General features: G+C 58.6%; 24 protein-coding genes. 8 read left to right on the top strand and 16 right to left on the bottom strand.

Going from position 1 to position 23,595, the window contains the following annotated elements; all coding sequences use genetic code 11:
- Window positions 1-9: 9 nt before the first annotated feature.
- Together NKI54_RS15875 and NKI54_RS15870 are read right to left on the bottom strand one after the other, a co-directional pair.
- Complete coding sequence (locus NKI54_RS15875; protein WP_352691929.1) at window positions 10-1,437, bottom strand: UvrD-helicase domain-containing protein; 1,428 nt, start codon at window positions 1,435-1,437, stop codon at window positions 10-12.
- Complete coding sequence (locus NKI54_RS15870; RefSeq protein WP_352691927.1) at window positions 1,427-3,151, bottom strand: ATP-dependent nuclease; 1,725 nt, start codon at window positions 3,149-3,151, stop codon at window positions 1,427-1,429. The genes NKI54_RS15875 and NKI54_RS15870 overlap by 11 nt, the downstream gene beginning before the upstream one ends.
- A gap of 374 nt (window positions 3,152-3,525) precedes the next feature.
- On the opposite strand from NKI54_RS15870, the gene NKI54_RS15865 reads away from it, so the two are divergent.
- Complete coding sequence (locus tag NKI54_RS15865) at window positions 3,526-4,899, top strand: tyrosine-type recombinase/integrase (RefSeq protein WP_352691925.1); 1,374 nt, start codon at window positions 3,526-3,528, stop codon at window positions 4,897-4,899.
- 84 nt (window positions 4,900-4,983) lie between these two features.
- Complete coding sequence (locus NKI54_RS15860; protein ID WP_352691923.1) at window positions 4,984-5,379, top strand: hypothetical protein; 396 nt, start codon at window positions 4,984-4,986, stop codon at window positions 5,377-5,379.
- 56 nt (window positions 5,380-5,435) lie between these two features.
- Here NKI54_RS15860 and NKI54_RS15855 read toward each other — a convergent pair whose 3' ends face one another.
- The 5 genes from NKI54_RS15855 to dcm form a co-directional block, all read right to left on the bottom strand.
- Window positions 5,436-6,773 (bottom strand): hypothetical protein, encoded by a 1,338-nt coding sequence (locus NKI54_RS15855; protein ID WP_352691921.1) that lies wholly within the window; start codon window positions 6,771-6,773, stop codon window positions 5,436-5,438.
- Window positions 6,773-8,869: an ATP-binding protein gene (locus NKI54_RS15850; RefSeq protein WP_352691920.1), complete on the bottom strand. Its 2,097-nt coding sequence runs from the start codon at window positions 8,867-8,869 to the stop codon at window positions 6,773-6,775. The genes NKI54_RS15855 and NKI54_RS15850 overlap by 1 nt, the downstream gene beginning before the upstream one ends.
- 210 nt (window positions 8,870-9,079) lie before the next feature.
- Window positions 9,080-10,315, bottom strand: coding sequence for a type II restriction endonuclease (locus NKI54_RS15845; protein ID WP_352691918.1), 1,236 nt, complete (start codon window positions 10,313-10,315; stop codon window positions 9,080-9,082).
- Window positions 10,312-10,767 (bottom strand): very short patch repair endonuclease, encoded by a 456-nt coding sequence (locus tag NKI54_RS15840; RefSeq protein ID WP_352691916.1) that lies wholly within the window; start codon window positions 10,765-10,767, stop codon window positions 10,312-10,314. The genes NKI54_RS15845 and NKI54_RS15840 overlap by 4 nt, the downstream gene beginning before the upstream one ends.
- Entirely contained in the window at window positions 10,760-12,025 is a 1,266-nt protein-coding gene (dcm, locus tag NKI54_RS15835; protein WP_352691914.1) for a DNA (cytosine-5-)-methyltransferase, read from the bottom strand. Before dcm ends, NKI54_RS15840 begins: the two co-directional genes overlap by 8 nt.
- A gap of 142 nt (window positions 12,026-12,167) precedes the next feature.
- Between dcm and NKI54_RS15830 the strand changes: the two genes are divergently transcribed.
- Complete coding sequence (locus NKI54_RS15830) at window positions 12,168-12,374, top strand: hypothetical protein (protein ID WP_352691912.1); 207 nt, start codon at window positions 12,168-12,170, stop codon at window positions 12,372-12,374.
- Between the two features lie 392 nt (window positions 12,375-12,766).
- Here the strand turns inward: NKI54_RS15830 and NKI54_RS15825 are convergent, their stop codons facing one another.
- Complete coding sequence (locus tag NKI54_RS15825) at window positions 12,767-12,946, bottom strand: hypothetical protein (RefSeq protein ID WP_352691910.1); 180 nt, start codon at window positions 12,944-12,946, stop codon at window positions 12,767-12,769.
- Window positions 12,947-13,040: 94 nt separating this feature from the next.
- Window positions 13,041-13,586, bottom strand: a complete 546-nt coding sequence (locus tag NKI54_RS15820; protein ID WP_352691907.1) for a recombinase family protein — start codon at window positions 13,584-13,586, stop codon at window positions 13,041-13,043.
- Window positions 13,587-13,808: 222 nt separating this feature from the next.
- On the opposite strand from NKI54_RS15820, the gene NKI54_RS15815 reads away from it, so the two are divergent.
- From NKI54_RS15815 to NKI54_RS15805, 3 genes are read left to right on the top strand one after another with little or no spacing between them, the layout of a single operon-like run.
- Window positions 13,809-14,180 (top strand): hypothetical protein, encoded by a 372-nt coding sequence (locus NKI54_RS15815; RefSeq protein ID WP_352578757.1) that lies wholly within the window; start codon window positions 13,809-13,811, stop codon window positions 14,178-14,180.
- A 9-nt stretch (window positions 14,181-14,189) separates the two neighbouring features.
- On the top strand, window positions 14,190-14,606 hold the full coding sequence (locus NKI54_RS15810; protein ID WP_352691905.1) for a hypothetical protein: 417 nt from the start codon (window positions 14,190-14,192) through the stop codon (window positions 14,604-14,606).
- A 56-nt stretch (window positions 14,607-14,662) separates the two neighbouring features.
- The gene (locus NKI54_RS15805) at window positions 14,663-14,941 is read left to right on the top strand and encodes a DNA -binding domain-containing protein (RefSeq protein WP_352578755.1); all 279 of its coding nucleotides are present in this window, start codon (window positions 14,663-14,665) and stop codon (window positions 14,939-14,941) included.
- Window positions 14,942-15,122: 181 nt separating this feature from the next.
- On the opposite strand, the gene NKI54_RS15800 is transcribed toward NKI54_RS15805, so the two are convergent.
- Window positions 15,123-15,533 carry a hypothetical protein gene (locus NKI54_RS15800; RefSeq protein WP_352691903.1) on the bottom strand — a complete coding sequence of 137 codons (411 nt, stop codon included), beginning with the start codon at window positions 15,531-15,533 and terminating at the stop codon, window positions 15,123-15,125.
- 341 nt (window positions 15,534-15,874) lie between these two features.
- Between NKI54_RS15800 and NKI54_RS15795 the strand changes: the two genes are divergently transcribed.
- Window positions 15,875-16,567, top strand: a complete 693-nt coding sequence (locus NKI54_RS15795; RefSeq protein WP_352691901.1) for a hypothetical protein — start codon at window positions 15,875-15,877, stop codon at window positions 16,565-16,567.
- On the opposite strand, the gene NKI54_RS15790 is transcribed toward NKI54_RS15795, so the two are convergent.
- From NKI54_RS15790 to NKI54_RS15780, 3 genes are all read right to left on the bottom strand, one after another.
- Window positions 16,560-16,904: a hypothetical protein gene (locus NKI54_RS15790; protein WP_352578750.1), complete on the bottom strand. Its 345-nt coding sequence runs from the start codon at window positions 16,902-16,904 to the stop codon at window positions 16,560-16,562. The two genes, NKI54_RS15795 and NKI54_RS15790, sit on opposite strands and share 8 nt — an antisense overlap.
- Before the next feature lie 416 nt (window positions 16,905-17,320).
- Entirely contained in the window at window positions 17,321-19,258 is a 1,938-nt protein-coding gene (locus NKI54_RS15785) for a ParB/RepB/Spo0J family partition protein (protein WP_352578749.1), read from the bottom strand.
- An 803-nt stretch (window positions 19,259-20,061) separates the two neighbouring features.
- The gene (locus NKI54_RS15780; RefSeq protein ID WP_352578748.1) at window positions 20,062-20,487 is read right to left on the bottom strand and encodes a hypothetical protein; all 426 of its coding nucleotides are present in this window, start codon (window positions 20,485-20,487) and stop codon (window positions 20,062-20,064) included.
- 504 nt (window positions 20,488-20,991) lie between these two features.
- On the opposite strand from NKI54_RS15780, the gene NKI54_RS15775 reads away from it, so the two are divergent.
- The gene (locus NKI54_RS15775) at window positions 20,992-21,915 is read left to right on the top strand and encodes an HNH endonuclease (RefSeq protein WP_352578747.1); all 924 of its coding nucleotides are present in this window, start codon (window positions 20,992-20,994) and stop codon (window positions 21,913-21,915) included.
- Window positions 21,916-22,007: 92 nt separating this feature from the next.
- Here NKI54_RS15775 and NKI54_RS36495 read toward each other — a convergent pair whose 3' ends face one another.
- The 3 genes from NKI54_RS36495 to NKI54_RS15760 form a co-directional block, all read right to left on the bottom strand.
- The gene (locus tag NKI54_RS36495; RefSeq protein WP_502898225.1) at window positions 22,008-22,556 is read right to left on the bottom strand and encodes a Y4lK-related protein; all 549 of its coding nucleotides are present in this window, start codon (window positions 22,554-22,556) and stop codon (window positions 22,008-22,010) included.
- Between the two features lie 244 nt (window positions 22,557-22,800).
- Complete coding sequence (locus NKI54_RS15765; RefSeq protein WP_352691898.1) at window positions 22,801-23,157, bottom strand: DUF2958 domain-containing protein; 357 nt, start codon at window positions 23,155-23,157, stop codon at window positions 22,801-22,803.
- Between the two features lie 9 nt (window positions 23,158-23,166).
- Complete coding sequence (locus tag NKI54_RS15760) at window positions 23,167-23,388, bottom strand: hypothetical protein (protein WP_352578745.1); 222 nt, start codon at window positions 23,386-23,388, stop codon at window positions 23,167-23,169.
- Between the last annotated feature and the right edge of the window lie 207 nt (window positions 23,389-23,595).

The following is a 23,595-nucleotide window of genomic DNA, read 5'->3' as shown; positions in this document are numbered from 1 at the left end:
CTCTCTCGCTCATGACGCAGCCGCTGGCCGTAGCTGCGGCGATGCCGAACAGACCACAAGCAACTTCGATCCGCGTGTCATGGCTACATAAAGGTGTTTGGCGTCCATCTCCGTCACGTTGAGTATGACCGCGACGTCGGCTTCCAAGCCCTTGAGTGTCAGCGTGCTCCCTACACCGCGCGCCGGAAGCGGTCTCCCGCGGAAACGGTTCTCCTCGCGTGCGCGAACTGCCGCCTCATGGAGTGACGACGGATCGGCCTGGTCTGCGCCATTCAGCGCCCGGATGCATGCGCTCATCACGGTCGGCCGGTGCTGGCGGGTGCCCGGCCGCTTGCTCACTTCAGCCAGCAGCTCGACCGCGCTCTTGAACGTGCGCTCTTGCTCGAAAGCGATGGCGGCTTGTTCCGTATCGGTCGCCTCTTTCCTCTGGCGCCCGGCGAGTAGGGTCGTAACGCGCTGCTGAAGGTCTGCCCCGCCGACATTCGTCATGACGCTCTCGGCGAAGCTGAGAAGCTGGCTTAGCGCGTCAGGTGCATCGAGTCTGAAGTTGAGCGCGAACTGAATGAAATCCTTTAAGTCGACGCTTTCGACCGTGACCGCTCCCGGTGTCTGGCTGGCGAACAGCCGCTGGCCTTGTGGTTTTTTGCTGTCACCCATAATCAGAACGGTACCTTGGCCACCCGCCGCGTTTGACAGACCTGCCTTGAGACGCCGCTGATGATCTTCTGTGCCGTCAAGGTGCACCCAGCGGACCTCGGGCGGCGCTCCCCTTAGATCAACCGCCTGCCCCGCCTTCAGAGCCTTTCGGACGTCTAGTAACCACCGGCCAAATGCCTCTGTCCCCGCGTTTTTCCAGCGCCATGGAGTTGTCAGCTCGCCCGCATTCGGGAAATATTTGCAGACATTGGTGTCCCAGTCTGGCAACGGCCCACTGAAGCCGAATACGGCCTGCATAGGATCGCCGAGCACGCAGGTGGGCAGGTGTCGGGATGAATAGTAAACCAACCCGTGTTGCGACTGAGAACAATCCTGATACTCGTCAACGATCTGGCGGGAAAAACTTGCGGCGAGGATGTCGTCGACGTGACCGGCTTTTGCGAGTTCAGCGGCAGCCTTTTGGATCGTCTTGTAATCAGTGCGGGTATCCGTAATGCGCAGCACTTCGGGCGGAACGCCGCAGCGTGCCGGGAACGTGCTAGCCAGCTTGATGGCCCAGCCGTCCAGGGTCATCAGTCGGTAAGCCGCAGATGGCACGCCGAGCTGCTGCAGGCGGCCCCGCAGGGCAACGACACCGGCAACGGTGTGAGTGAGTATGAGCGCCGGCTTTGTGAAATCGTGTTCCAGCAAGTTCGCCGCGATGAGGTGGGTCTTCCCACAGCCGGCGGGCGCAGTGACCGACCCCCGCCTGATCGCAAAGAGATCAATTTCAGCGGCCATCACGCATCCAGACGAAAAGCGCGTCGATGATCGCAACAAATGTGGCATCGGCCTGCTTTAGCTGCGGCCCAATGATGGTACGTGCGACGTCTTCCATCCATGTGACCTGTTTGAACCAGCCGCTGCTGCGGGTACTTGACGCCAGGCCGAGCAAGGCGCGAGTGGCCTGATCGAAATCGCCAAGTAGCAGCGCGGTATCCACGTCGTTGTAAGTCGTCAAACCGCCGGACTTCGACTTAATATGCTCATCGATGAGATCTTCGCCGTGCAGTTCGACGGCATAAATGACGAGGTTACCCGCAGCGTTCTCTCCGAGGCTTATGAAGAGCTCCTGTTCGAGTTTGCGCTTGGCTGGCCACTTTGTGAGCGCGCCACCCCCTGCCAGGAATGCTGCTTCATCGGCGGGATCCGGCTCGACGTCGTCGTCGCGAAGCACATGGCAACGGTAGCCGAGCTTGAGCAAAGCATTCGCCCGCTTGTAAATGTTGCCGACTCCGCCGGCATCGAGAAGCGCGACGCCAAGCGCCGTTAGTGATTGCTCGCCTTGCTCAACGCGGAACTGGTCGAGCCCTCGCAGCAGGCCAACCTCGCTGGCACCTTCGCAGATGATGACGGACGGCGCCAGGAACGCCTCGGGATCGCGACGAATGGTGCTCTGCACGTCATCTTCAGCGCCAACAGTTTGTACGGATAACCGGCCGCCATTGCGTCTAACGATCATCAATTGTGTTCCGCTAAGTTCCCGTAGCGCTACCGGTGAATGTGTCGTCGCAAACACCTGTAAAGGCAGGCTGTCGTCTTTGCTTCCGAGAGATCCCAAAAGCCTGTGAATGCGATGTGGCTCCAGCCCATGTTCAAGTTCGTCGACGAGCACCATTGTCGCCTCTGCGGCGGCCTTACGTTGCAACCCTGCTGTAAGAAGGCGCGTAGAACCCACGCCAAGAGCGCGAAGGGGAATCCCCAAGTCGCTGTGCAGAGCAATGCTGCCGCCACTAAAGGAAACCGAGTGAGCGTCAAGCATGGCCTTCACATCGTCGCCTACCGGGATACCGAGCTCATCGGCCGTGCTTTTCACGACCGCTAGTGTCGAGCCCAGCTGTGCGCCCGCACTGTCGCCAAAGCCGGCGCGCGCTTCGCGGGCGGCTTTCACTAGTGCTGCCGAGATATCGGCTTTCTCCTCCGAGAGCTTGTTGAGGACGGATCCCCTGCGCCAGATCAGGTTGCCGTCAGCGAACGCACCGATACGCGTAGGCGCAATCGCCTGACGGTCGGCCCACGCGAGGTTTCGGACCAAGCCCGCATCAGCCGCGCGCTTCGAGGCGAGAGTCCAGATCGGTTCGAGGTCACTACCGACACTAAGGTTCACGGTAAGCACGGTTTCGCCGGCAGCCTCAGGCTCATCCTCCACCTGCGCCGTCTCCGTGATGAAATTGCGCAGATAGAGACCGTATGTCTCAATGTTTTTCAATCGGTCAGCCAGCAAACCGAGCGTGCAGGAGATCGAGATCGGCTGCGTCACATCGAGGTTGAAGAAGTCGGCATCTGTGATCTGGAGACTGCGGCGCGCGCCGAGGCAGAGGTCAATAGCGTCGAGAATCGAACTTTTGCAGCTGTCTCCGGGGCCAATCAGGCAATTGATTCCAACGGATGGAGCCCATGTAAGCTCCTTGATCCCCCGGAAATTTACAATCTCTATTAACCGTATACGTGCCATGAAGAGTCCCCCCAATGGTGACTATAGACCGTCGCGACCATCCGGTCATGAGCATTGCTTAGCTGCGCGCCAAGCGAGGAAGCCTCCTAGCCGCGAGGTCCAATGCACCTGATGGTCAGAATCCCAGTTACACGAAAGTTACATAGAAAGAATAGGCAGGATCGATATTCATATAACTATTTGAAAAATATGGTGGGCGGTATAGGATTTGAACCTACGACCCCTACAGTGTGAACGCCAACTGTACGACAATACGAGATAATCGAAATTCGTAATCATTTGTATTTCTGTCATTTTTGATGATTTGATACTCATCATTACTTCATTTTCCATGTAACATTTGCTATAAATTCGTTACATGGAAGTTACATGAAATGCCTAAGTTATTTTTAGATGAGTCCGTCGTCCTCGCCGCCGATTGCCCCTCCGAAAAGGATCAGGAAATCTATTGGGATCACCCGGTTGGACAGGACCGACGTATCCGCAACGGGTCGGTCTCAGGTCTCGGCCTGCGTGTCACTGCATTGGGGCATAAGTCCTTCGTCCATGCCTATCAGTTCAACGGCAAGCGGTACCGTAAAGCGCTTGGCTCTACCGTCGTCCTCAATGTTGCATCCGCGCGCTTGGCGGTCGGTCAGCGTCAGCGCCAGCTTGAGGCGGGCGAAAACCCCGATTTTGATGACCGCGATACGCGGCGCGCCCATCTTCTGACCGTCCGCGAAGCGATCGACCGCTATTGGGGAAGCCATATCCAGACGCTTTCTGCGGGATATCAGACCAACTACGCTATGTTCGTCGCCGCATGGCATCGGAAACGACCGAAAACGGCTACGCGCCGCGGTCGAAACATCCGGAAACCCTACATGGATTTCGGTTCGATGTATGCGGACCGGCCGTTCTCCTCCATCAAGCCCTTGGACATCGAGCGATTCCAGCGACAGTTTTCGTCGCCGTACAGCCACAACGGCGGCCTAAGCCACATCACGGCCCTGTTCAATTGGGCCATCCGCATGCAACTGGTGGACATGCGCAACCCGTGCAGCCCGATCCGTGCCCGGAAGGTGGTGCGCCGCCGCCGGGACTACTCCACCGAACAGATCAGGCAGATTGCGGCCCATATCTTTTGTCCCGTGTTCGAAGTGCCACCCGACACGGCTAGCATGGAAGGCCTCACCAAGCGGGTCATGGCATTGACCAAGGGCAACGTGACCACCGCCAATGACCAAATGCAGGAACTCTGCAATTTCATGGGTATCCTGTTCCTGACCATGGCCCGCCCCAGCGACCTGGCCAAGGCGGAATTCGACCATTTCGATCTGGAGAAGCTTGTCTGGCATAAGCACAACACCAAAGGCATCAAACTGTCGCGTTCACTCTACGAGTACGCCTACCGTTCGGTGCCGATCCATCTCCGGGTTGCTGGGATGGTGCAGGCCCAACGCCTTCGCTGGCCTGACAGCAAGTTGCTCTTCCCATCCCATACCGACATGACCCAGCCCCGCGACAACTTCCGCAAGGGACTGGACCGGTTCAAAGCCCTGCCGGGCGTCCCGGAGTATTTCCAGCTGTACGACCTCAAGCGGATTGCGATCTCGCTGATGCTGGCGGGCCAGGGCGTGTCGCACGAGGCCATATCCCACTACGTCGACCACAAGGGGAATCTTGAAACGACGATGATCTACGATCTTGGCTTGGTCGACCCCATGCGTCCGGTCACCGAAAAGCTCGGTGCCCTCCTCGGCATATAAGGCTTGACGTCATTTTTTGGCTGTGAGGCAATGAGCCTGCGGCGATCTCCGCCGCAAAAATCCCATCAAGGAAAGTACGGATTCATGGAAGCCATGCAAGCGCTGGTGCTGACCAGCACGCAGTTGCGCGACATGCTGACGGAGGCTGCAAAACTAGGAGCCGCCCTCGCCGTAGAAGAACTTCGCGCAGACCTTCATCAGACGCCGGACGATGCAACCCTACAGAAGCTCCGATGCTATCTGGCTGACCCCGCCTCCCTCGCTAATCCGCAGGACCACTGGGCGCATAGCGACCTCATCCGCCGGGTCCAGGCAACGACCCGCGGCAAGCCAAAATCCACGGCCTGGTTTATGAAGTTCCAGCGGGAAACCGGCCTGAACGAGTGCTTTGCCCGCCAGAGCCCCGCCTACGGCCGACGCAGGGAATGGACATTCGTCGACATCAGGTTGGCATGGGATGCCTACTACCGCAAACCATAGAGGCAATACTCACACTGCTTCAGGTCAGCCGCCTCAGGCCGAAGAGGTTGCGGAAGTCATAGCCGAATAATACCAGGACGGGACATGTAGTTGGCATCATGATTTACCAACTCGGTCAGTATTCCCTCCCGAAGCCGATAGCGGACAACCCAGGCGGCGCATTGGGATCGAGGCACCGCTACAATGTAACGACAATTTACGGCGAGATCGCGCACGACCCCATTCGGCCCCCTTAGTATGAATGGGCTACGCCATTCGGAAGCAGGCCCGGAGTTTCGCTTGTTGTTGGAAATTGCGTCTTGGGGCATTTCAACCCCGAGAAGGAATGTCAGCGGCCCCGACTTGTTTTGGGCATAATCGCAACTCGCGCCAATGCGAACCAAACGGATCGTGCAATCCGCCCATCTTTCCGGGATTGCCCTAAACTCGTCATTTTGAAGAACTAGTGTCGTAACGCCAAAAAGCCGCTGAGTTTCGACGTCAGACCAGGCGAATGGAAAATCGACAACTGCGCCCCAATCCGTAGGAGCTATCGACTCCGATCCAGCATGGGCGAGATGCAGCATTCCGTTGATTTGCGCTGCTTGTGAAGGCGTGGGTTTGCCCAGACCAGCATCGCCGGCGTGCGTAACTGCAGCACGCCATAAAGCCTCTGAACCCGCCGAAGGATCCTGATTTACCACTCGATCGGCGAGAATTGGGGCAAGGGTTGCGTTTATTGCGGTGCGCGGGTTTAACGCGGCGTTCGAGGCACCCGTTGCAGCAGCTGCCAGATGGCTCATGATCCGATCAAGCGCCTCTGGATAATCGACACTCGTGCGATGCGCGGCTGGAACAAGATCCAGAAGCGAAGCCAGCGTATTTCCGGCGGCCTTTACGACCTCGGTCTCCCATCCGAGAAGCGCGGAAAGCTGATGATTGGACGTGAGGGCGTCCTGCAGTGCGGCCTGAAGCGATGGCGCGCCCTGCCTGACCGTGCCATTTACAAGATCAATGAACGTCGTCTTGTCGATGGCAACGACATCGATAGGGCGCGCATATGACCGCGCTTCGGTAATACTGATGTCGAGATAAGCCCGGAGCTCATCCCTCAACTGGGGGTGCTCGGTCCACAGCACCAGAATGAAGGGGCCTCCCGAAGGGCTGATAACGTCCTCGAGAATCGAGGCGATAACTCCGAAATGATGGCGGTGGTCTGACCCGGCAGGGCCAACCGTCAGGTGCAAGTCCATCAAGAGCGCCCTTACCCCAAGGAAAGGCGCTGCAGAGACATCTGTGGCTGGATCGTACCAGATACAGAGGCAGTCAGAATTTTCTCGCTGGAAGGCCTCTTTAATAGCCGTCAGGTGCTCACGCTTGTCATCCAGAGCAACAAAACGGGGAGGAACGAACATCATTCAGTCCTTGCTGGGGGAAAAACCATTGCCAAAGTAGCACCGTCAAAATTTTCTGGAACGTTAGCCTCAACTGGGTCCGGAAACAGAAGCCGGCCTCCGTTCAGCTCCATAACCATGTTTGTATAGTAAAGGCCAACGCCCATTCCTTCGGGTCGGCGAGTAAAAAATGGTCTTATGAGATCGTCAGGATTATCCTTGAAACCTGGTCCTGTGTCGGACATCACTACAGCAGGCCCGCCATCGAAACCATCGTAGATATCCATGTATATTATTCGAGGAGACGGCTTTGCGTCGTCTTCCGGCCATCTGACATCTAGCCAGTAAATTGCATTGTCAATCAAGTTACTCAAAGCGCCAAGTGCCAGCCCGAATGAAAAATTTGCGAAGACCTCGGGCGCATCGTCTTCCAGAGCAGGGCAGACAAGTCGAACATTGTGTGCCCGAAAACGGACGGCGGTCATGTCCCGGGCGCGCTTTATCAGCTGCTTGAGACTATTGTCCTTGCGGTCGCCTTTTCGCAGCAGGACAGCGAAGCCATCTAGCAGCCTGACGAGCTCCCGGGCCTGCCCTTGGACTGTTGTAGTCTCTGTCCCGGCCTCTATGGCCTTGTAGAGAAATCTGACACCTTGCTCAATTTCGTGAAAAACAACTGCCAGGCCCATACCGGAAAGGCCGGCTTTCAGGAGTGTTTCTCGCATTTCGTTGTAGTCGCCCTCGATCTTGTCGATGAGGGGCACCATCTGATCTGAAAGGCGGTGCTTTTTAGCGATATTTCGCAAGTCCTGCAGCGGTTTGGTAATTCGCCGCGTCTCTGGGTCTGAACCAGCGCCCAGAATTAGCCGGATGTGATCCTTGTCTATTTTTCTTTCGGTCGCCAGTATGGACATTGCGCCCAATACGATCTGCCGCAAGTGGCTATAGGCGAGGTTCTCCACAAAGCCTTCGCGGTTTGTCTTCTCAACGAGATCTGGGCTGTTCTCCAGCGAGAGCTCTATTGCGCCAACAACAATGTTACGACTGATGTCACGTGTGGGGTTGTTGACCCGCTGAAGGTCCAGGCCAAGCCAATCGTCTCCAGGTTCGCCGTAGTTGTAAATGCGCATTCCATCCCGGTAGACCCTGACTCCACCGCTATCGTCGAGGAAGGTCTGGATGAGCTCGCTGTCGCCCAGCCGCGACAGCACAAGGCGGTCCCTGTCAAATACGTAAAACTCGCCCGATACGGGGCCCAATCCAGCTATCAGGGTCTTGTCGGCCAATTGCTTCTTTGCGACACGTGGTTTGTCCAGATCTGGACTTGCTTCCCGTTCGTAGGCGCGATCTGGAGCCACGAGCAGGTGGCCAGATTCCTCGCCGACAGTTCTCGGTTCCCGTTGAATTCCAGGAATCCCCCGGAAGGAGTACTTCCAGGCGAATTGGGTGCCATCAAACGTGAAGCTGAAATGCCAAGGAGCCCTTTTCAAAATGGCATCCATGTCGGGTACGTCTGCTATCCATTCCGGATGCTCAGGCACCAGGAGGGTCGCCTCGAAATCTGAAGACCGATTGGCAAAGGGCGATGAGATAGACGTAATCTGTCTGAATAGGCGCCTCACATTGCCTCTCGACCAGCTTTCGTCTCGAAGCTGAGAGATGACGATTTTCGTGCCGGTCTTGTTACCAGTAAAAACTTCCGGGTCGCGAGCAATGACCGTAACGGCAGCGTCTTCGAGAAATTCCACCTCGATGAGCTGGGCCCAGTCGATCTCAACAACGCATTCCGGTTGACCAAGTGCCCGCGTAACGAGCGTAATCTTATCGCCTAGCTTATGGACGGCAAAGCGCCCTAATCCCTTCTCTCCAAGGGGAAGACGGCCGAGCTTGGTGCGCTGAACGGCTGCCCGCTGCTGTTTTCGATGGTCATGTGCGGGAACAAGCCAAATATTCTGGATTGTCTCCAAAGACATGCCACTACCATCGTCTTCCACTGTAATGAACGGCTCCGAATACAGGCCAGAAATCGTGACAGTCACCTTGGTCGCATCAGCATCATATGCATTTTTGACTAGCTCGAAGACCGCAAGACGCGGCGTACCAATAAGCTGATCGCCCAAGAGCTGGAGCAGCCGAGCCCGAGGCCTGAATGAAAGCGACTGTTCTGATGAAGTGTTCATATTTAATTGAGCATGGTGCAGGAGTAACGGATTGTCCAGTCTCGTGAAACTGTTTGTTTGTTATCAATTGCGGCTTAGGCGATGGCTATAGTTGATGGTCCTCCGGCGCTTAAGTCATTATTTCAGACCGGTCTGGCGCGGAGGACGACCTCAAGCTTTCTCGTCTATCTGGCGTCTGGTGACAAGGGATACAAATTCTCCCAGCGTCATCAGCCAAGAGCGCTGGCTGTCACGGTAAGTCTCATGAAGCCTTGCCGGCAGAACGAGCTGAAGGCGTTCTGCTTTCATCTGGTCCGTCTGGTTCTCTGAAATCGCGGGCTCAAGGGTCAGAAGATGCTTGGCGGGGATCCTCGCTGCCTCCGGCAACACCTGTCGCCACCGGTCCTTCAGGGTTGACTTCGACGCGAGCATGGTCAGCAGGGCGGGGGAAAAATCGGGATTGTGATACTCGCTGTGGCCGGGAAACAGAAAATCCGGCTTGTTGCGGTTCTCCGTTTCGGCACCGCGCGAAAAGTGGATTGAGCGCGCCTGGAATAGCGCCTCCAGATGATGCTCCAGCGACTGTCCTGCCCGCGATTTCCTGCGGTTTTGCACACTCAGGGAGAATGCCAGAAAACCATCAACATCCGCTATGTCATCGCCGCCGACAAATCCGTTGCGCAGGCGCTCTGCCACGATGTGGCGCTCCAGCCGACGGAAAAGAAGCTCTTCGCGCTCCAGCCATGCCATCAGGACAGCGTCCGGATTGTCGAGCGGCGAGACGCCGGCAAGCGAAGTCCGTGCAAGCTGCGAGAACTCCCGTGTTCCGGGAAACTTCATCCCAAATTTTTCGATAAGGGTATCAAGCTCATCGGCCTCTGGCTCTTCGAGCTCGATGCCTAACTCGTCGAGTATATAGCGGGCGGCGAAGTCCACCCTGGCGGCCTGGTCCACAGTAATTTCGCGACCAGTAAACTGGAGCTCGGGCTGCTCCTCCAGACCAAAAAGCCACAGCAGCTGGTTCTGGACGGTGCTTTCGGCCGGCGTGACAATCGCCATTGCCGTACCGTCGCGCCGCAGGGCAACGAACAGCGTATCACCCTCCTTCATCAGATCGGTCACGTCGTTGGTGTAGTAATAGAGGTGGTATTCGGTGCGTGTGGCATGCTTTCTCCGCGCATCGTACCAGCTCAACATGCTATCGGCCGCAACACCCTCCTGCTCCTCTCCAAGCCATATGAACCGCGTCGGTATTTTTTTCCGGTCAGCATCACCCATGAGTGTCCGGAGCGTGCGGGAACTGTTGAATTCGTGCTGGTGGGAGCCGTCAGGCGACGTTTCCACCATGCTCAGCCGCTTGACGGCCACGCCTTCGAAGTAATCAGAGAGCAGGCCACGTCTGATCACTCCATCCCCCGAATTGTGAGCAGGGGCTGCCCGGATTCTAGCCACGCTGCGCATTGGGCGATAACTTCGCCAAGTGGCAGGGCGGTTCGGCCGCGTATGGCACATTCCCAGACGACTCCGCAACGCCAGCCGTGCTCGGCCAGCGCAGCCTCGGCCACGGTATCCCGCTCCCGGTTGCGGGCAATTTTTTCGCGCCAGAAGTCTGGACGCGTGCCTGGCAGCCGGAACAGGTGGCAGTCGTGACCGTGCCAGAAGCAGCCGTGGGCAAACAGTGCGGCCCGCCGTCGCGGAAACACCATATCCGGACGGCCGGGTAGCCGCCGATCGTGAAGTCGATACCGGAAGCCGCCCGCATGAAGGGCAAGTCGTAGTATCAGTTCGGGCTTGGTATTGACGCCTTTGATGCCGGCCATCATCCGGCTGCGCACCTCTGGCGATACGATGTCAGCCATGGGCCGCCAAGGCTCTGTCTGCATCTGGTCGTGTTACCCGGCGGACAAGCGGAGACGGTCCGGCGGTGGGCGCACGCCCCAAAGCCACCTCAAGATGGGGCCGGATGGCCTGCGCGACAAACTCAACGACAGGCACCACCACGGCGTTGCCGAACTGGCGATAGGCCTGGGTGTCGGAAACATCTATCCGGAAGTGGCGGCCGGGGCGCTCAAAGCCCATAAGCCTTGCACATTCCAGCGGTGTCAGGCGCCGCGGCCGTTTTCCGGGCTGGTCAATCAGGACCTCGGACCCGTCCTTGTAATAGCGCGCCGACAGGGTCCGGGACACGTCGTCCGGACCAAACAGGCTGAACCCGAAACCGTTGCCTGCGGCGCGGTGTTTTTCCCGATAACGTTGCAGATATTCCCAGAGGCGTGGCGTCAGGGTGTATTTCGGATCGACCTCATCATGATCCTGCAGGATGGTCCGCAATTTCGGTCCCGAGCCCGGTTTCGGCAGCACCAGCGCTTCGAAATCGAAATCGGTCGGGTCCCTGAAACCTACAATGAATATCCGCTCGCGTTTCTGGGGCACCCATGGCTCCGAACTGATGACCCGATGCTGGACGTGATATCCCAGCTCGTTCCGCAGCACGTTGATGATGGTGGCGAAGGTCCGCCCCTGGTCGTGGCCCTCCAGGTTCTTCACGTTCTCAAGGACAAACGCGGCTGGCCTGTGATGCGCAATGATTTGCGCGGTGTCGAAAAACAGTGTGCCCTGCGTATCGCACAGAAAGCCATGCGGGCGGCCCAGCGCGTTCTTCTTGGACACGCCGGCAATGGAGAACGGCTGGCACGGAAACCCTGCCAGAAGCACGTCGTGCTCGGGCACTTTCTCGGGATTCTTCGAATATTCGCGAACGTCACCGCCGATCGGGTGATTGTCGGGAAAATTCAGCGCGTAGGTCTTCTGACAGCCCGGATCCCATTCTGAGGTAAACACGCAGCGACCGCCGATGCTCTCAAAACCCATCCGGAGGCCGCCAATACCTGCGAAGAGATCGATGAACCGGAATCCGGCCGGCACTTGCTCCACCGCTGCGAGCCGCTGACGTGCAGCCTCCTTAAGCGTCCGCATGGCAAGCCTGCTCGGCTCACTCTTGCCTTCCTCGTAGCGGTAGACCGTACGCAAAGCCACCTCCAGAAGGGTAGCCGCCTGTTCCAGGTTCAGGCCTGCCTGGTCCCGGAGTCTTGTGAATTCTGTACGTTTGCTGCGCATGGGTGCTCGAATCGTTTCTGTGTCATTTTTTGACAGTCTGGCACCAGATGTCCTAACGGGCAATGAATTTTGTTCTCTTTTTGTTCGCGAATGCGGCAGCGTCCACACGTTAGTTTATGTCCTGTGCTGAGAAGGCTCACCAATGATCGGCCTACTGCGGTTTGAAGGGCGCGTAATGAAGGTGCCCTATGAGCGCCAAATGCACTGGTCGATGCGTTTGAAGTTACTGACCGACATGGCGCCGCGCTCGTTGCGTGCCCGCGACCCAGGCTCGCCCAATCTGGCGACGACGGCACCCAGATTTCCCGCGGATCGAGCGCCATTACCGGTCTTGCACTTCGACGATTGAATGTGGCTCCACTCGCCTGTATCGGAACTCGCGCTCTATCTTGCCGGCGATCGCGTCAGGAGTGGAGCGGCCAGTTTCGTCTTTATAGGCGCTGCAGTCGACTTTTCGACCTGCATCTCGCGCCTTCTCTGCTGCCCGGTGCCACCGGGCCTCATCTGTCAAAGGGCCAACTACCGCGAAGGTGCGGTTATCGTGGTCTCTCAGATACAAGCAGAATGGATCGTCAGCCTTCATCAGAGCACTCCAGAACAAAGGACGGCCGCGGGACTCTATCGTGTGCGGTAAGGTCCAGCAAATGCTTGATGTGGCATGACGGTGGTAAACTGTACCCCGCCTCTACCCTTTGCAGGAGCGCCTGTGCGCCTGACTTCGGGCAAGCAGCACCCTCGATGTCACCGGCGCGGCTCTCCCGCCGACCGGTCCTCGGGAGGGCTCTGGTCATTTTTCCACCAGATGACGTACATTGATCCGATCTTGACCATCGGCACACGACGTTCACGTTCGCGGACGCGCAACTCGCGATAGGTCTTCACCTTCAGCGTGCCCCCCGGCAGCCTGATCCGCAACGCCATGTCCATTATCCTCAATAGCGGCGACCTACGCGCCTTTTGTGACGGAACAGCAACTCAAGTATTGCTGAACGGGCCGATTCTGCCTTCGTCAGCACTACGGATGCAGGCGTGAAATTGTACTGTTGCTGACGTTGTAGCGATGGGCGACCTCTCCTCTCGCCTCCCCGGCGGCAAGCCGTGCCAGCGCCTCCCGCTGCTGCTGCTGGGAGAGCTTGGGCTTCCTGCCGAACTTGACGCCTTTGGCTTTGGCGCGGGCGCGCCCGTTCGACGTGTTTTCCAGGATCCTGCGCCGCTGCCATTTGGCGGCCCAGCCAACCAGGAAGAGGATCAGGTCTGACATTTCCGACGTAGTATCGATAAATGGCTCGTCGAGCAGGCGCAGCCCGGCCCCGGCCGTTGTCACTGTCCTGAGGATGTTCAGCATGTCAAAGGGATCCCGCGCCATCCGGTCGCTGACGACGGCATGGACCACGTCGCCTGGCTTCAGGGCTTTCAGCAGCCGCTGTAATTGACGGCGGTCGGCATCCTTGCCGCTGCGCTTCTCAAAGAAAATCTTCTCGCAACCTGCCGCTTGCAGGCGCTCGATCTGGGCGGCCAAGTCCTGTGCTTCAGTGGACACCCGCGCATAGCCGTATTTCATCCAAGTAAACCCTCCCCTAGTTGCTGCGTAAGTCACGAGTTTTGCAACGGCCCCGTTATCATATATTTGTCGGCATTTTCGAGCGCGGGTCACGATTGTTTGCCTAAAGCTTGTGCATAAAAGCCAAGACGGGCTTAATTAGCGCGAGCTTATAGTCGATCCCAGAACTCGTGATTTCTGGCTAAGGATCGGGTCCCCGAAACCTCCAGAAACAGGTGTATTTTGAAACGCAACGTAGCATTTTCGATGCTGGCGGCTGGTTTGCTGTCGGCCTGCAACCCCCTGGCGGCTCAACAGCCGAAAGACCAAATCGTTGGCCGGTGGGAGAGCCCGACCTGGACGAGAAACGAAGTGCCTTTGTTCGCCCAATTCAGCGCAGACGGACGGGTGCAGTATATGGACTCCATGGGAACGACCGGTCGAGCCGAGTGGATGTTTCTCGAGAGCGGGGATCTGCAATTGACTTACCCGGCTGGGCTGTCGCGACGGTGCACTGTCGGGTTCGACCAATCCAAGAACATGAAGCTCACCCCGCCAACCTGCCTTTATGGTTGGGATGACATGGGTGAAAGCGTGGTGCTGGCCAAGCAGTAGGGGGCTCATTTGGTATTCAGGCGAATTGCGGGCGTGGCGGCAGCCTGCCTCACGGCAACATTGGCCATGGCGGCGGGAAACGGTGCGCCCGGCGAACTCATTGAGGTTCGGGTGAGGCTGTCGTCCGACACCGGTTGCTGGTTCTATTTCGGAGACGCCACGATTTTCACCGGTAAGTTCAAGAAAGGCGCCTACATCGGCGTCTCGATGGTCACGATCGGCAGAGATGGATTCCCCGAAGCCCCCGACCAGGAAGAACGGTCGCCAGTGCTTGACGCGCCGGAGCTGAGCGGAGGCCCAGCAAACCGGCACTGGTTTGGCCCACTCGCCGCCTCCAAGGATTACCAGATTATGTTTTCGCCACGTGCCTCGTTCGGCTCCACCGCACTGGTGACGGTTTGTGGCCGGACTTCGCTAGAAAACTGAATGTCGCGGGACGAAGGCTTTTTGCATTGACCGCAGACACTTGTTAAAACTCAGAAATGGTCAAGCCGCTTCTCGATCCAGATGTCGCCGACGAGGCGCCGACGTCTCCGGTCCTTACCGGATATGATCAAGAGCACATGGTGACCTATATGCGTTTGCTCGATGCCGCCGCCGAGGATGCCGACTGGCGAGAGGTTGCCAAGATCGTCCTGCGCATCGATCCAGCCAAGGAGCCCGATCGCGCCTTCCGGGCCTGGGAGACCCATCTCGCGCGCGCCCGCTGGATGACCACGACCGGTTATCGATATCTGCTGGCCGGTGGCGCACCTCACTGAAGCCCTGAAATCCGGCTGGGCGGGCGGGGCGCGCGAGGGGCGGATCAGGGGCGCCCTCGCCTGTTCTCAGTCGGTTCGATACTGGCCTGAGGACATTCCGGCGCAAAAAACCCGGAACATCGCTGCCCCGGGCCAAGGCTTTCCGGCCTCTATTCGGCGTCGAGCACCACCTCGTCACGGCTTACCCCTTCCTGGCTGACCGGCATTCATAGCGCGGCGGGGAGCCAGCCCTTGCGCCCAGTTCCTTCTCGGCCTGCAAGATGCCGTCGGGTTTCGGCGCACGCTCAACCGCTTTCGCGGCATCCTTCGGGCATCCGGCTTCGCTCGTCACACCGGCGATGTCGGCCTTCGACAGGCAAGTGAGGAACACCGCATCCGGCGCCTTCTGTGCCGAAGTCTTCTTTGCGCGATGAGGCCGCTTGCTGAACAGGTCAGCGACTTCCTCGGCAATCACGGCCAAAAGCATCAAGATTGTAAGCTGTGCGAAATGATCGCCTGCAAATGGAAGCACCGAGGCCCAGCCCGGCTTGGCCTTTTCAATCAGCACCACCACGAGATCGGTGATCAACGCAATTCGCATAAACACGGACATAACAGTCTCCCTGTCGTGACCGGCCGATCGTCTACTTTTTTTTGAACTCGCCTAGTTTGTGGCCAAGCAATGCCAGCCCGCTACGGTCTACGCCGGCATGCACCCTTTGCATTCTGTCGCCTTCGACCGTCTCCGTCGAAACATAAGGCAGATGAGTTAGCACTCCTGCCGCATATTAGCTTTGTCCAGCTTCAACCAGCGCACGTTGGTGTGCGCACATCAGGAGCGATAGCGAGTGGTAACCACTTGCGATTACTAGGCACATGCGCTAAGCGCTGTTGTTCGTTAGAAACATGCCGCTGCTGGTCAATCTGCCTGTCGGCACTTAGTTCGGGGGCAGTATGGGTGACTGGGCGGACGTTTATATCAACGGCCTTGATGAGAGGCTGTCACTTCAGCGGTTGGCGCTGTTTTACATCCCATCGGCGCTTAAACTGATGAGCGATAATGGTATTACCAAAAGCTCTCTAGCGACCTTCTCCATGAATATCAAAGGGAAGCCTTCCGCTGGCCGTCAGGCAATAGCGAAAGTGGCCGAATGCAAACCGGTGGTTTATGATTCCGCAGTTGGATTCGTAAGTGCTTTCAATATGTACTGTGAACGTGAAAGTAAAAGTGCCCAATTGGCAAGTTTGGACATCGTAGCTTGCGTATTCAGACTAGAAGGCCTCGATGCTCGGCTGAAGGCATTGAATGTGACGGTTGAAGCGCTATGTTCCGAAACCAAGATTTCGGCGGCGGTTCTGGCGTCGGCGATCAATGGCTTTCGCGTTCAGCTAGCCGACGCACTGACCGTCCTAAATATCTTGAACAAGCTGGCGGAGGCCCGGACTCCCCCTGTGCCTCCTTTGACGATATCCGATTTCATCGTCATTTCCCCGAAGCTCAACAGGATGTCGATTTCAAAAGTTTCTGATGAAACATACGTTTACTCGAGATATGACCTGAAAAATGCGCCTTCGGACGGCCATCCTTGGACAATAAAAGGGAAGCAACCCGAACGGGCCGCTTCCCTTAGAAAGGTTCCTAACTGAATATTGCCCCCTTTACCACCAGGTCTGGGGGTAGCGATCGCAATTGCCGGCAGACCTCGACATCGAGGTTTCCGCTTATGTAGACGTTTCTGCCTATCGTTTGCAGAGTGTCGCAGCCCTCCAGATCCACATTTCCAAATACCGTTAGATTACTGGGCAAGGCGCGAATGTTCGTCCCAATAAGATTAAGATTGCCGTAAATAGTCAATCCATCGGGAAGGTGATCCACTTCATCATACCCTTCTAAGTCCAAAGAGCAGTTCAGCGTAGCAGGTCCCGATATCGAGATAGAGCCGTCCACTATACCGATCTGACAGTAAATACCGTTGACAGTCATGAGAGTACCTCCTGCCCCACACGCGGGGCGCTGTGGGATTGAGGATGAAGCTTTTCGATGTTTCGGCGTATTCCACATGCTGCCATTAACCTCGCCGAGCGTCAAACTATTCGTATGCGGCGCGATCTATCATTCCGACATGACGGCTTTTTAAAGCATAGCTTTGAAAGAAGCCGATCAAAAACTCCCGCGCTGGTTGATTCTCTTATCTAGCTTAGCTCTTTAGATAGTTAACAAAAAGCTGGCGAGGACCGGGTCCCGGATCTACGTTTGTTATTGTCTGAAGGGTGGGGGAGCGCGAGGGGCGGGTCCAGGGGGCCTCGCTCGGCCTCGGCCGGTTCGACACCGGCCAGGGGACGTTCGGCACGCAAGAAGGCCGGGATTTCTCTGTCCCGGCCCGCTTGTAGGGTAATCTGCTATTCGGCGGCGATCGACACCTTCTCAATGGCTGGTGCTGGCGCTTTCAGGGCTGTGGGCAGCCAGCCCTTGCCATCCAGTTCCTTCTCGGCCTGCAAGACGCCTTCGGGTTTCGGGGCGCGTTCAACCGCTCTGGCAGCATCTTCCGCACACCCGGCCTCGCGCATCACGCCGGCGATGTCCGCTTTCGACAGCCGCGACAGGAATGCCGCCTCCGGCACCCACCACTGGCCCATGTCCAGACCCACCGCCATTGCCATCAGGTCGGCGTTGGCAATGCGTTCCTTGCCGGGTTCATGGCGGGCGACCACGGCGTTGAGGTTGGCGGCAGTCACCACCGCCAACAGGTCAAGCAGCACGTCCTGCGGCTGCGTCACCAGCCATGGCCAAAGGTCGGCAGGGTCCCCGGGCAGGCGATGCCCCCAGCCCTCCAAAACCTCGTTCCAGCCGGTCAACGCACGGCAGGCCTCCGGCTCCTTAATGGGCGGAACCAGATTGCGGCGCTGGCCGGTGACCTCCACCGCTGTCTCGATACGCCCATGGTGGTAATCGTAGAACAGGCGGCTGACCAGCGCATGCAGGATGGCGACCAGCGCCACATCGGGACGGTTCGACAGTTCCACGCGCAGCGCTGCCGTGCGGATGGCCGTCAACTCCTCGGTCAGGGCTGCCGATATGCCGGTGTCCTCCTCTTCCGGGCGTTCCGCCTGCCTCGCTTCGACGCCCTCATCTTGGTCGTCGGCTTCGTCGCCGCCCTGCAAAGTGGCAAGGGCCTTGCGGTCGTCGGCCTTGACCAGTCCCGGCGTCACCTGCAACATCCCATCGTAGGATAGCGTCACAAGACAGCCCGCCTGCGCCATTTCACTGGGGTCAAAGGCTTCCGCCGCGTTCTGGATCGCCTCGATGCGGCTTTCCAGCGCCTGCACCTTGGCCTCGTCGATCCCGATTTGCGGGTCGCCTTCGGCGTAGGCGTCGATGGCTTCGGCCAGCTCGTTGTATTGCGCATCCAGTGCCGCCAGTTCCGCCTGCTCGGCCTCGGTGAGGTCGCGCCGCACCGCATGGATGCGCCCGAACCCGCCACTGTGGATGAAGGTACTGTCGAGGCTGATTTCCACCCATTTCCAGCCCAGCGGGCGCAACTCATCGGCCACCGCCTCGAGCCGGTCACTGGCAAGCTTCACCAACAAGGGCCGGTCGGTCAGGAACGTCAGATCGTCGGCGGCGAACAGGTCACGCAACACCCCGCCCCCTGCGGCCTCGTACGCCTCAACACCAACAAAGCGGGCCAGCCGGTCGTTGCCGCGCACATGGGCGCTGGTCAGGAACGAGCGGATGCTGCCCGGATTACGGCTCCAGCCATCCTGCTCGAACCATGCAGCCTCCTGCGCCGCATGGTCGTCGCTCAACGCCAACGCCTTGGCCTGCTCAAGGGTCACTTCATCAGCGCGCATGGCGTCGAGGATGCGCGGCGACAGGCTGGCCAGTTTCAGCCGCTGGCGTACCGTGACAACGGACTTGCCGAAGCGGGCGGCAATGTCCTCGGCCGCCATGCCCTGTTCGACAAGGTCGCGGTAGGCAATGACCTCGTCCACCGGGTGCATCGGCTCGCGCTGGTCGTTCTCGGCCAGCGAAATCTCGGTGCCGCTGCCGTCCTCGCTCAGGATGGCCCTGACTGGGTAGTCCTTGGTCACCGCCACGCCCTGCACGGTGCGACCTTCCTCCAGCAGCAGCCGCAACGCCCCCAGCCGCCGCCCTCCGGCAACGACTTCGAACTTGGCACCTTTAGGCGCCTTGCGGGTCACAAGGTTGTGGATGAGGCCGTGCGCCTCGATACTGGCGGCCAGTGCGGCCCTCCCCGCCTGCGCATTGACGCGGCGGACGTTGGATGCGCTCGGCACCAGCTTGCCGAGAGGGATGGTGATTTCATTCGTGTTCATGGACTTGCTCCTTTGATTGTCGTTCAGGATTTTCCCTTTCCCTTACGGGTTCAGGTCACCTGAACCCCTGCCTCGCGGCGAGTAGCGGGGAGAGAGGGGGCAAGCCCTGGGGGCGGAGGGGTCTCCCCGGTCTGTACGGAGCGAAGCGGAGGAAGATGGGGGAAACCGCCAGCGGCGGCTTGCTGGGAGAGAGGGCCGCGCGCCTCTCTCCCTGTCACACAACAAACGTGCCGACAGGCACATCCATATCGGCGCAGCCGTGCCGCGTAAGCGGCCACAACAAAAAGGGCGTACAAAGCGGAGTCGATGAAATGTCCGCAGGGCGGACAAGGGTCATTTCATCGGCGGAGCCGGTTCGTGACCCCGAGACCGGTTCAACAGGGCGGCCTAAGGAGGGTCAGCATAGCGCCGCCACAGGCGGGACGCGGGACTGACCGCCCCCGGCAAGGGGTGCCATTCAGCTCAGACGACGTCGTGCCGTGGCATCGAGTCTTTCCCCGCTTAGAGGCGTGCCTCGGAGTTGCAGACAGAAATGGCTACGCGCAAAAAAAGACGCCCCGAACCAAGGTTCGGGGCATCTGGTGGAGCCGGATCCTTTACGCGGATCCTCAGTAGCCAACGGGGGCCATAACAGAGCACCCCACAGCGGCACATACTGCGAGAATGGTGATCCCGAAGAGAGTCCCCTTCATGATCAGGATGAGCTTGCTCGGATCGAAGTAAGTTTCATTCATTTGGCAGTTCCTCCTTGCAGAAGAACTGGTACCAAAATATGGCACCATTTGTCAAATGGATTTTTGAAACTATCCGAGCGAATGCCTCATATCTGCCACAACAGGCTTGCGCTGCAGAATGGCAGAGGCGGTATCGAGCGTTGCCCGTGCCCGCGCTTCGACGTACTCAATAAGGTCAGGCGTCGGGATAACGTTCTTTCGACGTCTGTCCTTGGGATCGTCTTCGAAGGCGACGAAGCCCAGTCGTTCCGCTTCGGCCACGTATTTCTTGCAGGTGTCCAGATGGTCTGCAGGAACCATCCGGCAGGCTTGCGAGCGCGACACCGTCTTTCCATCGAGGTGACGCAGGTAGATATTCATCAGGAGACGCTCGATAAACGCGTGCAGCCGCTGGTCGTCGACATTGTCATGGAGCTCGGTGATAAAATCGCTGAACGTGACGATGTTGTGCCTCACTGCATCCAGGAGCTGGTCCCGGCTATAGTCATTGTTCATCCGAAAATCCTTCTCGCCGGTGGAATGGCATGGCGCTTTGGTACCATATAAGGGCACCAGTTATGGTATCATTACAGCGACACCCACAATTAATCGCAAAGTCGGCCACACAGGTCGTGATGCCGCCGAAACGCCGAAACGGTCATGTGTGATCTTTCGCGAAGTGCGTTATCTTATAACATTTAGGAAGATATTCCGCAAGAAGTTGACGTGGCAGCTGCCCCCGAAACTGAACCAGTCGCCGCAGGATCAGGCACGCCTACTGGCGCACCAACGGTACTTCGTCTACCGGTTCAGGCGGTAGAAGCGCAATCACTTCGACGCCTGCTCGGGCGTGTTGGGCAAGTTCGTTGGCGCGACCTACCACCGCCAATTGTCCGGCATACATCGTACTGCCGCGGAGCTTCGTCAAAGTCTTCACCGACAACCTCCGACGGCATGGGGCGCACAGGTCATTGTGTTCCCGATCTGTTCGGCGCGCAAGGGACGGTGTATCGTTCGCACATGGAATCATCCATCTCCCGGTCCCGCAGAACCGAAACGTCGCCGCAGCGTCCGATAACGCTCGACAACCGCACCTGCGTCTATTGCGGAGACGTGCTTTCACCCAGCACCATTTCACGTGAGCATGTAATCGGGCGCCGCTTCGTCCCCAAAGGCAAGCTAAACGGCCAATGGAACCTGATCCTCAATGCCTGCCGAGGCTGCAACGCGCGCAAGGCCGATCTTGAGGACGACATTTCCGCGATCACTCTCCAGCCCGATGCCTGGGGCCGCTATGCCCATGATGACATAGGCGCGATTGAGGACGCGCGTCGCAAGGCGAATAATGCCGGTAGTCGTCGCACTCGGAAGGCGGTCAAGGATAGCGGCGAAGAGATGAAGTTGGACGGGACCCTCGGGCCTGGGGTGGACATCTCGTTTCGATTTTCCGGTCCGCCGCAGATCGATGACAATCGCGCGTTTGAACTGGCCCGCTTGCACCTAACGGCGTTCTTCTACATGCAGACCTATAACCGCGAGACCCGTCGTGGAGGGTACTGGCTTCACGGCTATCATCCAGTCGCGACGGCTACCCGCAGCGATTGGGGCAACGCACTGATGACCGCATTCATGCGTACGGTCGAGCCTTGGGATTGTCGCGTGCTTGCGATCTCCGCTGACGGGTTCTTCAAACTCATCACGCGCAAGCATCCGACCGCTGAAACATGGGCCTGGGCCTTGGAATGGAACCGCAACCGCCGCTTAATCGGCTTCTTCGGTGAACTTGAGCCCGCGCAGGCAATCTTCGACAGCCTCCCGAGGCTGACAGCGCACACGGTCTACCAAGCTCCCAATGAGTCCCTCTCCTATCGGACTGACGTCGCGCTGAAAGAGGATGAGGACACCCTGTTCCTGGTCTTCGATACAACCGAAATACCCGAGTAGCATACATCACTACGATGCCGCCCCGGGAACTGCCATGGACCGCCCCCCTTTTGGAGGCGGTCTGCCGGGGGGCTTCCTGCGGCAGTCGATGCCTATTGCAACAAATCGCTCCGCAAAAGCTCTCCGCAGCCGCTCGTCGCCATCCACCGCGCCCGCGCCAAGTGCGATGCCCAGGCCCGACGTGCCCGTTCCGGCTCACGGTCGGGATCGATGTTCAGGCTGACACGCGCCACGTCGCACCAGTCGGCGCCCTCCGCTTCCGCGATCAGCAGGGCGGCGTAGGTCGGGATGTGTGCCACGTCGTACACCGTGACGACGTCCAAGTCCGGCGCCTCGTCATCGATCCTGCGTTCCAAGGCGGTAAATGGCCCCTCGAGCCAGGCTTCCGCTTCCGGTGGAGGCGCGCCGATACAGCGGCCAATCGAGGCCAAGTGCGCCACGATCTGGTAACGCAGGTGGTCGCGGCTGCCGTAGCGCGCGTCGATTTCGGCGAGCTTCTTGTACAGCCCCCGACGCTTGCCGCGCGGAACATCGGCATCGCCCATGGCGTAGTACCTCGGACCGACGGCACAGATGTCGCAGCCGGTTGCGGCCACCTCATCCACGAACGCCGGAATGTCCTTTTCTCGCATCCGCTTCATTTCAAGAGCCTCTTCGCATCACATTCCCTATCACAACATTCCGGATTCTCAACCGTACCGTGTACTCCGGCGAGCGGGGTCCAGTGCGTTACCGCTTTCACAGCCATGTCCCGGCAGGGCTCCCCTCGTACGCAAGCCGATTCTACGATGGTGACAGGCTTTGGCTAGTCGGCCTCAGGTACTTCAAGGCACTGTCAACAAGATTGAACGCCACCCGGAGGTGGCGTTCTTTCTTATGAAGGCCTCATGCTCGGATGTGGCCGAGGCGCTGAGCCTCACTCGCATAAGCCGACAGAGGCTTGTCCGCCCGGAAATGCAGGTCACGTTCGACCGGCAATCCAAGGCGCCCTCGCACTGACGCGAGTTCGGTCAGGCTGACGCTGCCGAGTTCGGGACAACCGAGCCCGAGGTCATAAAGACCGAAGGCGATATCCGGGTCGTCCGGATCGATCTCGGTAAGTAGCCAGGTCGCACCGGCATCCGGCGTGAACAGTTTGACGACGGGCATGAAGTCGATTTCGCCGTCGGCGCCGCGGAGAGGAAGCTGCTGGCGACCATTCGCCAGCAGCTTCGCCCGCAGGTCTTGGGTCAAGAGCTGCATGGCGGCCTCCTACTCGTCGTCTTCGACTCTGGGAGCGCGAAGGACGATGCGTCCGTCGAGCGGCAGGGCGTCGAGGAGGAGCGTGCCGCCTTCGCCGTCGTCGTGGGCGAAGAAGGAGCCGATGCGGGTCCAGAAGCCCTTCTGGCCTTCCTTGCCGTCCCGCACGGTGTAGGCGTGATAGATCGGCATCTTGGGCTCGGACTTCGCTTCGGTGTTGCGTTTGATGGTCATGGTCTTTTCCTTTGGTTGATGGTGTCTGTCCCGGAGGACGGTTCCAAAGGAGACGTCGTAAAGGGCTGGCTTGTCCCCAACACGGGAGCGCAGCGAAGGAGCGGGCAGGAACGGGACAAGACGGCCGCGCCGGCTAAAAGAGAACAGTCATCAGCTCCGGGCAGACCATCGACGGAAACGCCATGGCCAATCGCACGACATCGGACG

It is taken from the genome of Mesorhizobium sp. M0663, from assembly GCF_040320585.1.
Lineage (GTDB): Bacteria > Pseudomonadota > Alphaproteobacteria > Rhizobiales > Rhizobiaceae > Mesorhizobium.
This window is presented reverse-complemented; position numbering and strand designations above follow the sequence as displayed.